This window comes from Actinomadura sp. NBRC 104412 (assembly GCF_030269515.1).
Lineage (GTDB): Bacteria > Actinomycetota > Actinomycetes > Streptosporangiales > Streptosporangiaceae > Spirillospora.
Map to the genome: position 1 here is coordinate 72,253 of NZ_BSTM01000030.1, position 13,017 is coordinate 85,269.

Annotated in this window: 13 protein-coding genes and 2 pseudogenes; 13 read left to right on the forward strand and 2 right to left on the reverse strand. The window is 69.1% G+C overall.

All coding sequences use genetic code 11. The features are described from left to right. Positions 1 to 48 precede the first annotated feature (48 nt). From QSK21_RS29125 to QSK21_RS29185, 13 genes are all read left to right on the forward strand, one after another. Complete coding sequence (locus QSK21_RS29125; RefSeq protein WP_285700568.1) at positions 49 to 1,020, forward strand: fumarylacetoacetate hydrolase family protein; 972 nt, start codon at positions 49 to 51, stop codon at positions 1,018 to 1,020. Between the two features lie 36 nt (positions 1,021 to 1,056). Further along, positions 1,057 to 1,857 carry a cyclase family protein gene (locus QSK21_RS29130; RefSeq protein WP_285700569.1) on the forward strand — a complete coding sequence of 267 codons (801 nt, stop codon included), beginning with the start codon at positions 1,057 to 1,059 and terminating at the stop codon, positions 1,855 to 1,857. A gap of 14 nt (positions 1,858 to 1,871) precedes the next feature. Continuing rightward, positions 1,872 to 3,182, forward strand: coding sequence for an ABC transporter substrate-binding protein (locus tag QSK21_RS29135; RefSeq protein ID WP_285700570.1), 1,311 nt, complete (start codon positions 1,872 to 1,874; stop codon positions 3,180 to 3,182). Between the two features lie 78 nt (positions 3,183 to 3,260). Next, positions 3,261 to 4,172, forward strand: a complete 912-nt coding sequence (locus QSK21_RS29140; RefSeq protein WP_285700571.1) for a branched-chain amino acid ABC transporter permease — start codon at positions 3,261 to 3,263, stop codon at positions 4,170 to 4,172. After that, positions 4,156 to 5,139 (forward strand): branched-chain amino acid ABC transporter permease, encoded by a 984-nt coding sequence (locus QSK21_RS29145; RefSeq protein ID WP_285700573.1) that lies wholly within the window; start codon positions 4,156 to 4,158, stop codon positions 5,137 to 5,139. Before QSK21_RS29140 ends, QSK21_RS29145 begins: the two co-directional genes overlap by 17 nt. Continuing rightward, positions 5,136 to 5,864, forward strand: a complete 729-nt coding sequence (locus QSK21_RS29150; RefSeq protein ID WP_285700575.1) for an ABC transporter ATP-binding protein — start codon at positions 5,136 to 5,138, stop codon at positions 5,862 to 5,864. The genes QSK21_RS29145 and QSK21_RS29150 overlap by 4 nt, the downstream gene beginning before the upstream one ends. Further along, on the forward strand, positions 5,857 to 6,564 hold the full coding sequence (locus tag QSK21_RS29155) for an ABC transporter ATP-binding protein (protein WP_285700576.1): 708 nt from the start codon (positions 5,857 to 5,859) through the stop codon (positions 6,562 to 6,564). Before QSK21_RS29150 ends, QSK21_RS29155 begins: the two co-directional genes overlap by 8 nt. Beyond that, the gene (locus QSK21_RS29160; protein WP_285700577.1) at positions 6,561 to 7,181 is read left to right on the forward strand and encodes a carboxymuconolactone decarboxylase family protein; all 621 of its coding nucleotides are present in this window, start codon (positions 6,561 to 6,563) and stop codon (positions 7,179 to 7,181) included. Before QSK21_RS29155 ends, QSK21_RS29160 begins: the two co-directional genes overlap by 4 nt. After that, a complete protein-coding gene (locus QSK21_RS29165; RefSeq protein ID WP_285700578.1) occupies positions 7,171 to 8,703 on the forward strand; it encodes a class I adenylate-forming enzyme family protein in 1,533 nt (510 codons plus the stop codon). The genes QSK21_RS29160 and QSK21_RS29165 overlap by 11 nt, the downstream gene beginning before the upstream one ends. 136 nt (positions 8,704 to 8,839) lie before the next feature. After that, positions 8,840 to 8,986, forward strand: coding sequence for an ArsR/SmtB family transcription factor (locus QSK21_RS29170; protein WP_285700579.1), 147 nt, complete (start codon positions 8,840 to 8,842; stop codon positions 8,984 to 8,986). Between the two features lie 144 nt (positions 8,987 to 9,130). Continuing rightward, positions 9,131 to 9,571: a YbaK/EbsC family protein gene (locus QSK21_RS29175; RefSeq protein ID WP_285700581.1), complete on the forward strand. Its 441-nt coding sequence runs from the start codon at positions 9,131 to 9,133 to the stop codon at positions 9,569 to 9,571. Positions 9,572 to 9,931: 360 nt separating this feature from the next. After that, positions 9,932 to 10,540, forward strand: a complete 609-nt coding sequence (locus QSK21_RS29180; protein WP_285700582.1) for a TetR/AcrR family transcriptional regulator — start codon at positions 9,932 to 9,934, stop codon at positions 10,538 to 10,540. After that, complete coding sequence (locus QSK21_RS29185; protein ID WP_285700583.1) at positions 10,537 to 11,400, forward strand: phytanoyl-CoA dioxygenase family protein; 864 nt, start codon at positions 10,537 to 10,539, stop codon at positions 11,398 to 11,400. Before QSK21_RS29180 ends, QSK21_RS29185 begins: the two co-directional genes overlap by 4 nt. Before the next feature lie 477 nt (positions 11,401 to 11,877). Here QSK21_RS29185 and QSK21_RS29190 read toward each other — a convergent pair. Next, positions 11,878 to 12,139 (reverse strand): annotated as a pseudogene (locus tag QSK21_RS29190) (helix-turn-helix domain-containing protein); the annotation flags it as partial. Positions 12,140 to 12,151: 12 nt separating this feature from the next. After that, positions 12,152 to 12,895: pseudogene (locus QSK21_RS29195) on the reverse strand (MFS transporter); the annotation flags it as partial. Positions 12,896 to 13,017 lie beyond the last annotated feature (122 nt).

The following is a 13,017-nucleotide window of genomic DNA, read 5'->3' on the forward strand; positions in this document are numbered from 1 at the left end:
TGAGGGTCACTCTCGCCACGGTGGAACCCCACCGACGAGAGGGACGTCATGAAGCTCATCACGTTCACGGCTGACAACCGGACCCACGTCGGCGCGATCGACGGCACGGGCAAGACCGCCATCAGCCTGACTGACGCGTCGAAAGGCGACCCGCGTTTCGCCTCGATGCTTGAGCTCATCCGCGGCGGCCGGCCGGCCCTGTCCGACGCGGCCGAGATGCTTGAGCTTCACCCGGTGGACGCCGCCTACGACCTCGACGCCGTCACGCTGAAGGCTCCGCTGCCCAACCCCGTGCGCCTGCGTGACTGCTCGCTGTTCATCGAGCACCTGCAACCCGCGTTCCGCGGCCTGGCCCGCAAGCTCGCCGCTGCCGCGGACGACCCCGAGGCCGAGTACGAGCGGCTGGTGGCGACGGGCAAGTACGACATGCCCAAGGTGTTCGAGGGACAGGTCATCTACTACAACGCCGACCACACCGCGATCAGTGGGCCGGGGGACGTCATCGTCGTCCCGCAGGAAACGCGTCAACTCGACTACGAGCTGGAGTTCGCCGCCGTGATCGGCCGGACCGGCCGGGATATCAGCGCGGAGGACGCCATTGACGCGATTCTCGGTTACACGATCTTCAATGACTGGAGCTGCCGGGACCTGCAATCGACCGTGATGGCCTCGCAGCTCGGCCCGTCGCGCGGCAAGGACTTCGACGGCTCCAACACCCTCGGCCCGTGCATCGTCACCGCGGACGAGCTCGGCTCGCCCTACGACCTGGAGCTGACCGCCCGGGTCAACGGCGAGGTGTGGTCACACGGGTCCAGCTCGACGATGCACCACTCCTTCGAGGACGCCATCGCGCACTTCAGTCTCGGCCGCACCATCTACGCCGGCGAGGTCCTCGGCACGGGCACCGTCCTGAGCGGCAGCCCGGTCGAGATCGGCAAGGAGCTGAAGGACGGCGACGAGGTCGAGCTGGAGGTTTCCGGCATCGGCGTCCTGCGCAACCGCGTCCAGCTCCCGTACTGAACCCCCCGCAACCGAGGTCAGAAAGGGAACCCAGCCATGACCAAGCTCGTCGACCTGTCCCGGACGCTCGACCCGGCCAACCGCGACCTTGTCCCCGAGGCGTACAAGTCGCTGAACACCATACTCGCGCCGAAGATCAAATACCTGCACCCCGGCGGCGAGGGCAGGGACCGGATGATCGAGATCTTCGAGTGCCCTCCCGAGGACCTGCCCAACAGGGAAGGCTGGGGCGAGGACTGGCTCACGGAGATGAACACCCACTGCGGCACCCACGTGGACGCGCCGCTGCACAGCGCCAGCGTCATCGAGGGGAAGCCGGCGCGCACCATCAGTGACATCGACCTGTCGGAGCTGTACCGGCCCGGAATGGTGCTCGACGTGCGGCCCTGGGCCGAGCCCGGCAGAGCCATCCCGATCGACGCGCTGGAGAAGGCGATCCAAGCGACGGGCCGCGAGGTCCAGCAGGGCGACGCGGTGCTGCTGCGCACCGGCCAGGAGCGCTACCAGCCGAAGGACCCCGAGTTCTTCAACTACCCGGGCATGAGCGGCGACGGCACCCGGTACCTGACCGGCCTTGGAGCCACCATCCTCGGCACCGACGCGCTGGCGTGGGACCGCCCGTTCCCCGTCATGAAGGACGCCTACAAGGCGACCGGCGATCCGAAGGAGATGTGGGACGGGCACCGCGCCATCATCGACAAGGAAGCGTTCATCATCCAGCAGCTCGACAACCTCGGCGCCCTGCCGCTCACCGGATTCCACGTCGGCTTCTTCCCGATCAAGCTGCCCAGGACCAGCGCCTCGCCCTGCCGGGTTGTCGCTTTCCTCAACAACTGAACAGGGGCCCGACCATGCTTCTCCCCCTAAGACGCGGTACGGGGATCGCCGCGATCACGGCCGCCGTGATGGCGTTGGCCGCATGCGGCGGCGTCAAGGATCCCGCACAGAGCGGCGGCGCGACGGCCGCGCCCTCCGACGCCAGGCTCGTCGCCCCCATCGAAGGCATGGAGTGCAAGGAGGGCAGCCGGCCGACCGGAGAGCCCATCGTGGTGGGCGCGTCCCTGAGCCTCACGGGCGCGCTGGCGCCGACCGCGCTCGTCCACCGGACGGTCGGGGACATCGTGGCCGAATGGGTCGGCAGGTGCGGCGGCATCAAAGGCCGACCGATCGAATGGAAGGTGCTCGACGACCAGTCGACCCCGGCCCAGGTCACCTCCAACTACACGCGGCTCATCGGCGACAGGGTCGACCTCGTCATGGGTCCCTACGGCGGCGCGGCGACGCTCGCCGGCGCCGGCCCGGTCACCAAGGCCGGCTACGCGTACCCGACCGCGACCAACGGCGCGCCCGACAAGCTCATCGGGGAGAACCACTTCCCGACGTGGCAGATCGGCGGCGGTGTCTCCGAGCCGTCGAAGATGTTCGACGCGCAGGCGAAGACGCTGGTGGACGCGCTGAAGTCCACCGGCAACCCGCCGAAGTCGGTGTTCTTCGCGGCGGCCAAGTTCCCGACCACCCTCAGCTACACCGCCTCGCTCGAGAAGGCGCTCAAGGCCGAAGGCGTCGAGGTCGTCGGAAACGTCCAGTACGAGATGGGCACGACGGACTTCAGCTCCATCGCCACCCGGATCTCGGGCCGGAACCCCGACCTCGTCTACCTCGGTTCGCTCGGCGCGGACGTGACGAACATCTACCAGGCGTTCGACGCGATCGGGTTCACGCCGAAGACCGTCTACGCCGCCCTGCCGTCACCCGCCTCGATCGCGGGCCTCGGCGACCGGGCCGAGGGGATGATGCTCTCCTCGATCTACGAGAACCACGCGCCGCTCGGTGACACCGACATCGCACGGTACTTCTCCAAGAGCTTCACCGAAGCGGCCCAGAGGAAGAAGCTCTTCCCGCTGGTCGAGACGCAGGCCGCCACCGGGTTCGCCGCCTGGCAGGTGCTGCTGACCGCCGTCAACGAGGTGGGCGTCGACAACAAGAAGATCATCGACTGGCTCAACGACAACAAGGTCGACACGATCGTCGGCGAGCTGTCGTTCGACGGCTACAACAACTACGGCGGCGACATCAACCGGGTGGCGCAGATCCAGAACGGCAAGCGCGTCCTCGTCTGGCCGAAGGACGTCGCGGGAGCCGAGATCCGGTACAAGCCCTGACGACTCCGCCCACCCGAGCATGCGGGTGCGGCGGGACGCGTGGACCCGCCGCACCCGCGCAACCCGGAAGGACCGCACATGGCGGTATCGACGCTCGCCTTGGTGCAGACGTTGCTGAACGGGCTGTTCATGGGCTGCCTGTTCGGAAGCATCGCGCTGGGGATCACGATGAAATGGGGCCACCTCGGTGTCCCCGACTTCTTCCACCTCTCACTCACACTGCTGGGCGCCTATCTGACCTACACGCTGCTCACCACGCAGCTCTGGAGCCCGTACCTGACGCTGCTGGTGACGATGCCGGCGTTCTTCGTGATCGGCGTGGTGGTCCAGTACTTCCTCCACGTCATCAAGGCGCAGGCGTTCACCAGCCTGCTGATCACGTTCGCCCTGTTCATCGTCGCCGAGGGCGCCATGTCGCTGATCTGGAGCCCGGACCTGTTGTCCATGCGGTCCTGGTTGTCGGACGGGCTCACCCGCAGCATCCGGGTCGGCTCGCTGTCGGTGTCGCCGATCGATCTCGTCGCGGCCGTGGTCGCGGTGATCACGGTCGGGGCGTCGGCGTTGGCCCTGCACCGCACCCGGTGGGGCAGGGCGGTCCAGGCGATGCGTCAGGACGCCCCGATCGCCGAGACCCTCGGGGTGCGGATCCTGCCCATCGCCCTGGTCGTCTCCGGGCTGGCCGCCGCGAGCGCCGCGGCCGCCGGCATGGTGGTGGCGCTGAAGATGCCGCTGTCGCCCGGCCTGCCGCTGAACTGGGTCGGCACCGTGGTCGTCGCCGTCCTGCTCGGCGGGCTCGGCCGGCCGCTGGGCGCGCTGATCGCGGCGATCGTGCTGGGGATGATCCAGAACGCCTGGTCGCTGTACTTCCCGCCGGAGTGGTCGCCGGCGGTGACGTTCGGCCTGCTGTTCGCCTTCCTCGCCCTGCAACCCCTCGCGCGCCTGTTCCGGGAGCGCATGACGTCGGGAGTCCCCCGTGAATCGCTGGCTTGATCCGTCGCTGCGTCGGCACGAGCTGATCGCGGCCGGCTGTGTGCCGGCTGTCGTCCTGGTCGCCGTGTTCGGTTCCGGCTTCGCGGTCTCGTTCGGCTACCAGTTCTTGATCTGGGTCGCGCTGGCGCTGAGCTGGAACCTGTTCTCCGGCAACTCGGGGTATGCGAGCTTCGGCCACGGCGTGTTCTTCGGCCTCGGCACCTACACGGCCGCCGCGGTGCTGCGCTCGACCGACGTCCCCTTCGTCGTCCCGCTGCTCGCCGCGGGCGCGGTCGGAGGCGTGCTCGCCCTGGTCGTGGGGCTCGCGGTGTTCTCCTCGCCGCGGTTCGCCGGTGACCTGTTCGGCCTGGTGACGCTGGCGATGGCGTTCATCGTGATGACGATGGTGTCGAACGTGTCGTTCCTTGACGGTGGCTCGGGCGTGTTCGTCCGCGAGCACACCGCCGGGACCTGGATCGGATCGAGCACGCGGAATCTGTTCATCGTGGCCGCCCTGCTCGCCGGGCTGTGCGCGGTCGCGGCCGTCGCGACGTCCACCACGCGGTGGGGCACGGCCCTGCGGTCGATCCGCGACGACGAGGGGGTCGCCGAGTCGCTGGGCGTGCCGACCTACCGGTACAAGGTGGTCTCCTTCGTGGTGAGCGGTGCGCTGGCCGGGCTGGCCGGGGCTCCGCAGGCGGTGTTCCTCGGCTACGTCGAGGTGGGCGCGGTCTTCGCGCTCAACATCCCGCTGTTCGTGATCATGATGGCGATTCTCGGCGGCATGGGCCGGTGGTGGGGCCCGGTCATCGGCGCCGCGCTGGTCGTGACGCTGCGGGAGGCGCTCCTCGGGCTGGGGTCGCCGGAGATGGCGCAGATCGTCGTGGGGCTGAGCCTCGTCGCCGTGATCGCGCTGATGCCGCACGGCGTGTCCGGCTTCCTCTCACGCGCCGGCGTGGCGCTCGGCGCCAAAGGAGGGGCACGATGACCCTGCTGCGTTGCGTGAACGTCACCAAGCGGTTCGGCGGGGTGACCGCCCTCGACCGCGTCAGCCTGGAAGTGTCGGAAGGCGAGATCGTGGGCCTGGTCGGGCCGAACGGCTCGGGCAAGACCACCTTGCTGAGCAGCATCGCGGGCTCGTTCCCGGTGACGGGCGGGACGATCGGCTTCCGCGGCAGGGACATCACCCGGACCTCGCCGCATCGACGCGCTCACCTGGGGATCGCCCGGACCTTCCAGATCCCGCGGCCGCTCGGGTCGTTCACCGTCGTCGAGAACGTGGCGACCGCGTGCATGTTCGGCCGCGACCGCATGTCCAGGCCGGCGGCGCTGGAGCGTGCCCGTGGCGTGCTCGACCGGGTGGGGCTGGCGACCCACGCCGATCGCCCCGTCGACGTCCTGAACCTCCACGAGCGCAAGTTCCTTGAGATCGCCCGGGCGCTGGCGCTGGACCCGCAGCTGATCCTGCTCGACGAGGTCCTCGGCGGGCTGAACCCGTCGGAGACCGAGGAGGGCATGAAGCTGATCTCGTCGCTGCGCGACAGCGGGGTCGCCGTCGTCTACATCGAGCACAACGTGCAGGCGGTCGCGGCCCTGGCCGACCGCATGTACGTGCTGAACCAGGGGCGCAACCTGGCCAGCGGCCGTCCCGAGGAGGTGCTGGCCGAGTCCTCCGTGGTCGCCGCATACCTGGGAGGAGAGGTCGATGCTTGAGGTCAGGGATCTCAAGGTCAACTACGGCGAAGCGGTGGCGCTGCGCGGGGTCGACCTGCGGGTCACGCGGGGCTCGGTCGTCTCCCTGGTCGGTTCGAACGGCGCCGGCAAGAGCACCCTCGTCAAAGCGCTGATGGGCATGCAGCCCATCAGCGGCGGCACCGTCGTGTTCGACGGGACCGACATCACGGCGCGGCCCGCGACCGACCGTCCCGCGCTCGGCATCGCCCTGGTGCCGGAGGGACGCCGGCTGTTCAAGGACATGTCGGTGCGTGACAACCTGCTGCTCGGCCTGCACCATCCGGCGGCCCGGCGCAGAGCGAGCGGCGCGCTGGGAGAGGTGTACGACCTGTTCCCGGTCCTGGGGCGTCGTCCGCGCCAGCTCGCGGGCACCCTGTCCGGCGGCGAGCAGCAGATGGTCGCGCTCGGCCGCGCCCTGATCTCCAAGCCGTCGCTGCTCGTGCTCGACGAGCCGTCGCTCGGCCTTGCTCCCATCGTCGTGCAGGAGGTCTTCGCCACGATCGAGCGCGTGACCAAGGCCGGCGTCACGGTGCTGCTCGCCGAGCAGAACATGCAAAAGGCCCTCGAGCTGTCGGACCGCGGCTATGTCATCGCCGACGGACAGGTGGTGCTGGAGGACACCGGCGCCGCGCTGTTGCGGTCCGACAGCGTGCGCAGGGCCTACCTCGGCAACCGATGAGCCCGGCGACCGGCGGACGGCCGCGGCTGGGCCGCGCCCCCTGGACGACGGCCGGCGACCTTGACGACGCACAGCGCGCCCTGGTCGACCGGATCCGGGCCGACTGGGGCGGCGGGTCGCTCGGCGTGAGCCCGTTCGACGACGCCGGACGGCTGGTCGGCCCGTTCGACCTGATGGCGGCGAGCCCGCGCGTCGGCGCGGCCATGCTGGAGGCCGCGTCCAGCTTCCGCGACTCGGACCTGACGGTCCTGGAACGCGAGCTGGTGATCCTGGTCGTCGCGGCCGCGGAGGACGCCGGTTTCATGTGGGCCGGGCATCACCCGGTGGCGCTGGCGGCCGGCCTCGCCCCCGAGGCCGCCGAGAGCATCCGCTCCGGCGCGGAGCCCCGGCTCGGTGAGCCGCTGCGCACCGTCCACCGCGTGGCCCGCCGCCTCGCCGATGACGGCGACCTCGACGACACCGCGTTCGACGCCGCCCTCGACCGCCTCAGCTGGCGCCGGCTCCAGGAAGTCGTCTGGCTGACCGGCCTCTACCGGGCCTTCGGCCTCGCCATGCGGGTCGCCCGCAGCCCCTACCCCGGACGAGAACTGGAAGGACAGGACGAACGTGACCGGTGAGCCCATCCTGCGGGACTATCTGCCGGCCGCGATCCGGCGCCATGGATCGCGCCGCGCCGTGGTCGCGGACGGCAAGACCTGGACGTACGCGGACCTGGATCGCGCGTCGCGGGCGGTCGCGGGTTACCTCGACGACCTCGGCGTCGGGCCGGGCGACCCGGTCGCGCTCATCCTGCGCAACAGCGCCGAGTACGTCGTGGCCGACCTCGCCATCGCGCTGCTCGGGGCGGCGAAGGTCCCGCTGAACATGATGTTGTCGACCGAGGAGCAGTCCTACATCCTCGCCGACTCCAAGGCCCGGGTGTGCCTCATCGAGCAGGACCGCCTCGACGTGATCGAGGCCGCCCGCGAGAACGGCGTGGACCCACACGTCGTGGTCCGCGGCGGCGAGCCGGGCGCGGGGTCCTGGGACGCCGCGGTGAACCATGCGCCGCTCGCCGACGAGCCGGCCGTGCCGCCCGACGCGCTGGCGTTGATCATGTACACGGGCGGTACGACGGGACGGCCGAAGGGTGTGCTGCACACCCAACGGGGGATCGCGGCGAACCTGCTCTCGCACCTGATCGAGATGGAGCTGGTCGCCGAGGACGTGCTGCTGCTGACCTCGCCGCTGCCGCACAGCGCCGGGTTCCTGTTGCAGGCCGCGCTGTCCAAGGGGGCGTCGGTGTTCGTCGAGCCGGGCTTCGACATCGAGGGGATCCTCGACCGCATCTCTCGCGACCGCGTCAGCTACCTGTTCCTGGTGCCCACGATGATCTACAGGTTGATCGACGCGGTGGCCGCGCGCGGGGACGTCGACACCAGCTCGGTGCGCACGATCCTGTACGGCGCCGCGCCGATCAGCCGCGAACGGCTTGAGCAGGGCCTGCGGATGTTCGGGCCGGTGTTCATGCAGTTGTACGCCCAGTCGGAGGCGCCGAACTTCCTGACCCGGCTGCGCCGCGACGACCACCGTCTCGACGGCGGGAACGTCCGCCGCCTCACCAGTTGTGGCCAGTCGGTGGTGATGGCGCAGGTCGAGGTGCGCGGGGAGGACGGGGCGCCGTGCAAGCCGGGCGAGGTCGGGGAGGTCGTCGCCCGCTCGCCGTACACGATGATCGGCTACCTGGGCTTGGCGGCGGAGACCGCCGAGGCCCTGAGCGATGGCTGGCTGCACACCGGTGACCTCGGCTACCTCGACGAGGACGGCTACCTGTACCTCGTCGACCGCAAGAAGGACATGATCATCACCGGTGGCCTCAACGTGTACTCCACCGAGGTCGAGCGGGCGTTGGCCCAGGTCCCCGGCGTGCGGGAGGCGGCCGTCACCGGGATCCCGCACCCGGACTGGGGCGAGGCCGTCGTCGCGTTCGTCGTGCCCGACCGGCCCGACGTGACGGCCGAGGAGATCCAGGAGGCGTCCCGCGAGGTCCTGACCTCCTACAAGCGGCCCAAGCGGGTCGTCCTCGTGCCGTCGTTGCCGGTGACGGCGGTCGGGAAGATCGACAAAAAGGAGCTGCGGCGAAGCTGGCCGGGCTGGTAACCGACCGGCGCAACCGGGTCGGGCCGCTGGACGGCCCGCTCACGCCAGGGGGAGGCGCGCCCGCCGCCGCGGAGCTTCCGGAGCGGCACCTCCCGCCGCGGCGCGACGGCGACCTGGTCCGTGACGGAAGCTGGGGGTGAGCCAGCCGACCTGCGGTGAGCACCTGCGGGTGCCGGCCCAAGCCGGGCTGGTACGCGGCAAGAGGATCAAGCAGTGGGTCTTCTACCAGCGCGACGCGGACCGGATCGCACAGGCCAGGGAGTCGCTGAGCGTTGAATGGTGAGATGGACAGCGCGACCGCGACCGCCGGCGGGCGGCGGGCGGGGCTCTATGAGCGGCTGATCGCGGACCTGGACGCCGCCCGAGGGACGCACCGAGGTGGTCAGTTCCCTGCTCGGACACAACGTAGCCCAGGCCGCACAATGGCATGGTCAAGATCGGCAAGAGGCGGACCCGGTACGTGCCGGCCGTGGTGCCCGGTGACGCCCGCCTGGACCTGGAGGCGGTCAAGGACCTCCTGGAGGCCACCTACGCCGCCTTCGCCGGCCGCGACAAGGCCGAGGAACTGGCCGGCAGCCCCAGCGGCACGGTCCTCCCCTTCAGCTACCACCCCAGATTGGAGCTCATCGCCGATCCGGCGCTGCTGGGGTCGCCGAAGCTGTTCTACAACGCCGCCCGGCTCGACCGTTCGATCGCCCTGTCCACGGACGACTATCGACGCATGGCCAATCCCCGCCTGGCCCCCATCAGAGGCCACTACGCCATTGGCTACGAGCCGCTGTTCACCGCCATGCAGATTATGGACGTCCAGGCGATGATCGAACCCTGGTTCAACCTGATCCAGGTCGGGGACGTGTGGGTGCGCTAGGAGTCAGGCAGGGCCGGTTCCACTGGCACAGGCACGATGAGCAGGACAAGTGCTTCTTCGTCCTGGACGGACGGTTTCACATCGAGCTGGAGCACGCCGACGCCGTTGAGCTGGGGCCGCCCCTCGCCAGGCACTCACCGTCCCCGCAGGGATGGTGCACCGCCCCGTCGTTCCCGTCCGCAGCTCCGTAAAGGTCGGCGTCGCCGCCACCGGCGACTGAGCCACACGAGGCCAACGTCAACAACGCTGGGGCGGCCTGTGCCCCAAGGCAGCCTGACACGACTCATCGGGCAGGCGGTCGCCAGACCGTGGCCACGTGCCCGGTTGCAATTGAGTTGAGCTCAACTTACGATCGCTGCCATGGAACGGCAATGGTCCGCCCGGGGCTCGGCGGCGCGGCAGCGGATACTTCAGGCGGCCACCGAGGAGATGGCCGCGACCGGCGACATCGAGGTGGCGGCCGTGGCGCGGCGTGCGGGGGTGAGCGTCGGCCTGCCCTACCGCTACTTCGGCACCCGCAGCGGCCTGGTGAGCGCTGTCATCTCCGATTTCCACGACCGGCTGGACGAGGCGGTCACCAACCGGGAGTTCGACGGCGACACCTGGTACGAGAGGGAGCGGGCACGGGTCACCGCCTGGGTCGACCACCTGTACGACGATCCGCTCGCCCCCGTCGTACTCAGCCGGCAGGGCGGCGACGCCGGGAAGGCGGGCATCGAGACGCAGCGTCTGCACAAGGCCATCGAGCAGGGTGCCCGCAACATCGCACGCGGACAGCGCGACGGCGATCTGCCCTCCGACCGGGACCCCGAGCTGCTCGTGGCAGCGATCCTGGGCGGCGTTCACACGGCCGTCGCGGTCGCCCTGACCCGCACCCCTCGCCCCGACCGCTCACGAGTCGCCGCCGAGCTGTGGGCCTTCGTCGCCGGTGCCGTCGGTGCCGCGAACACCTCCGGGAGGACATCATGACCGAGCAGAGCACCAACCCCGAAGTTCACAGCCTGGAGGATCTGACCAAAGATCTCGCTCGCACGCACCGGGCCACCGGTGGTGGCGACCGCGGCGTCGAGCCCGCGCAGGTCCGAGCCGACCTGGCCGCGCTTGAACGCGACGGCTACGTCATCCTGACCGACCTGCTCGGTCGCGAGGAGTGCGATGAACTTCGCGCCGAACTCACACCGCTGCTCGGCCGGACAGGGCGCAACGCCTTCGAGGGCCATCGCACCCAGCGGATCTACAGCGTGCTCAACAAGACCCGTGCCGTGGACCGCCTCGTTGACCACCCTCGCGTCCTAGCCCTGATCGACCGGTTGCTGCTGCCCAACTACCTGCTGTCCCAGTTGCAGGTCATCAACATCCTGCCCGGCGAGGACGCCCAGCTGCTGCATCCCGACGACGGCTTCTATCCGGTTCCCCGCCCCCGACCGGAGCTGTCGGTAGCCACCATCTGGGCGATTGACGACTTCACCGCCGACAACGGCGCAACCGTCCTCATCCCCGGCAGTCATCGCTGGCCGAACGGCAGAACCCCCACCGATGCGGACTCCCGCGTGACCGCTGTCATGCCCGCTGGCTCCTGTGTGTTGTTCGTAGGCACCCTCTGGCACGGCGGCGGCGCCAACCTCAGCGCCGCGCCACGCCTGGCCGCCACCGCCCAGTACTGTCAGCCCTGGCTGCGGACGCAAGAGGCGTTCACCCTCTCCACCAGCCAGGATGTCGTCCGTGAGGTCTCGGAAGACATCCGTCGAATGCTCGGCTACAGCATCCATCCGCCTTTCGTCGGCATGGTCGACGGCATGCACCCCAAACGCCTCTTGGACCGCCACTGATCGGCATAGCCGGACTGGCGTGTTACCCAATCCGGTGAACATTTGTGGACACTCCAGGCAGGAGGTGGCTTGTTTGCCGTTCCTGCCTCGGTCGGCTCTACCCTGCGGCATCGTGGGCTTAGGTGCTGTTCCAGAATTTTGATAACCGCACCGTCAAGCGGATGGAGTATGACGCAGATAGGTCCATCGCTTTCAAGATAGGGGCTGGGATATCGAAGTCATCGATGGCGCTCCCCTTGGGAGCACCAGGCTCCATGAATATACCCACCACTCCCCCCGCCTCGCGCGCCGAATAGTTCGGCATATCAATCACAGCCTGAACGATAGTAGGTCATCCCGGACTACCGCCTTGTTGAATCTTGCGAAGCCACCCGGACAAAAAGTCGTTGCTGAATCGGTCGATGGTCGACCGATCGGCCAGCATCTCGCATCTCCTCCACGACAGAGGAACGCCACGGTGGTGGCGGCCTTTTCATTGAGTTCGAGGGTGATCCGGCGGGCGGACCACGTGTTGTGCCGCCGCAACCGCTCGATCCGTTCGACGACATCCGGGGTGGGACGGTAAGGATCGCGGGACGCTTGGGCGCTCCTGCAGCCTGACTTCGCCGTGCGTGTCGTACCGGTTCTTCCACTTGGACAGGCAGGCGCGGGAGACACCGGCCTCGGCGGCGACGTGCGCGATCGGACGGGTGCGGCAGCGCTCCACGAGCCTTCGGCGTCCCTCGATGTTCAAGGGCACGTTCGCGTTGTGTCACCGGAGCACCTTCGCGCTCCGTCCGGCCGTGATGGCGGTGAGGAGAGGGAGAGCGATGAGTAGCGCGACCGCGACGAGGAGTCCGCTTGCCCAGAGCGGCCCAAGGTCCCCGGCTTCGGTGTTGAGGGTGGCCGCAGCGATGACGGGGCCGACGGCGGCGCCCACGTTGAGCGCCGCCGTCGCATACGAGCCGGCCATGGTGGGCGCTCTTGCGGCCTCGTAGAGGACCCGCGTAATCAGCGTGCTGCCCAGCGCGAACGACAGGGCGCCCTGCAAGAACACGAGGATGAACAGGGCGACCGGCTCGTCGGCCAGCATCGCCAGGGACGGCCATCCGATGAGCAGCAACGGGCCGCCGATTGCGATGACCGGACCGGGACGCCGGTCGGACAACTGGCCAGCGACGGTGACGCCCACGAAGGAACCGGCGCCGAAGAGCACCAGAGCGACAGAGATCCACAACTCGCCCAGCCCGGCGCTGTCGGTCACCACGGGGGCGAGGAAGGTGAAGCTTCCGAAGGTTGCAGCGTTCACCAGCGCGCCGAGCAGCATCACCAGAATCAACCGCCGCTGTGTGAGCTGGGCGAGCTCCGCTCGCAACGCCGGCCTGCCGGTCGCCTCATCTTCGTCACGTCCTGCTGGGATTGCCTTCAGGATGCCGAAAGCTGCAGGCAGGCAGAGAGCACCGACCGCCCAGAAGGTGGCCCGCCAGCCGAGCAACGTGCCAAGCACCGAGTGAGGTTCCCCCCGTTGCACGGATACCTGCGATGAGGTCACTCGGCGGTGTCTGAGGGCAGGTTGAGCCCTTCGAACGTGACGGGGCTGTGCATCCCGATACTGGAATGCCGCCTGTAGGGATTATA

Bases quoted from the DNA above. Each gene is read 5' to 3' on its own strand.
- QSK21_RS29125 (WP_285700568.1), top strand. From the start codon at position 49: ATGAAGCTCATCACGTTCACGGCTGACAACCGGACCCACGTCGGCGCG.
- QSK21_RS29130 (WP_285700569.1), top strand. From the start codon at position 1,057: ATGACCAAGCTCGTCGACCTGTCCCGGACGCTCGACCCGGCCAACCGC.
- QSK21_RS29135 (WP_285700570.1), top strand. From the start codon at position 1,872: ATGCTTCTCCCCCTAAGACGCGGTACGGGGATCGCCGCGATCACGGCC.
- QSK21_RS29140 (WP_285700571.1), top strand. From the start codon at position 3,261: ATGGCGGTATCGACGCTCGCCTTGGTGCAGACGTTGCTGAACGGGCTG.
- QSK21_RS29150 (WP_285700575.1), top strand. From the start codon at position 5,136: ATGACCCTGCTGCGTTGCGTGAACGTCACCAAGCGGTTCGGCGGGGTG.
- QSK21_RS29155 (WP_285700576.1), top strand. From the start codon at position 5,857: ATGCTTGAGGTCAGGGATCTCAAGGTCAACTACGGCGAAGCGGTGGCG.
- QSK21_RS29160 (WP_285700577.1), top strand. From the start codon at position 6,561: ATGAGCCCGGCGACCGGCGGACGGCCGCGGCTGGGCCGCGCCCCCTGG.
- QSK21_RS29175 (WP_285700581.1), top strand. From the start codon at position 9,131: ATGGTCAAGATCGGCAAGAGGCGGACCCGGTACGTGCCGGCCGTGGTG.
- QSK21_RS29180 (WP_285700582.1), top strand. From the start codon at position 9,932: ATGGAACGGCAATGGTCCGCCCGGGGCTCGGCGGCGCGGCAGCGGATA.
- QSK21_RS29185 (WP_285700583.1), top strand. From the start codon at position 10,537: ATGACCGAGCAGAGCACCAACCCCGAAGTTCACAGCCTGGAGGATCTG.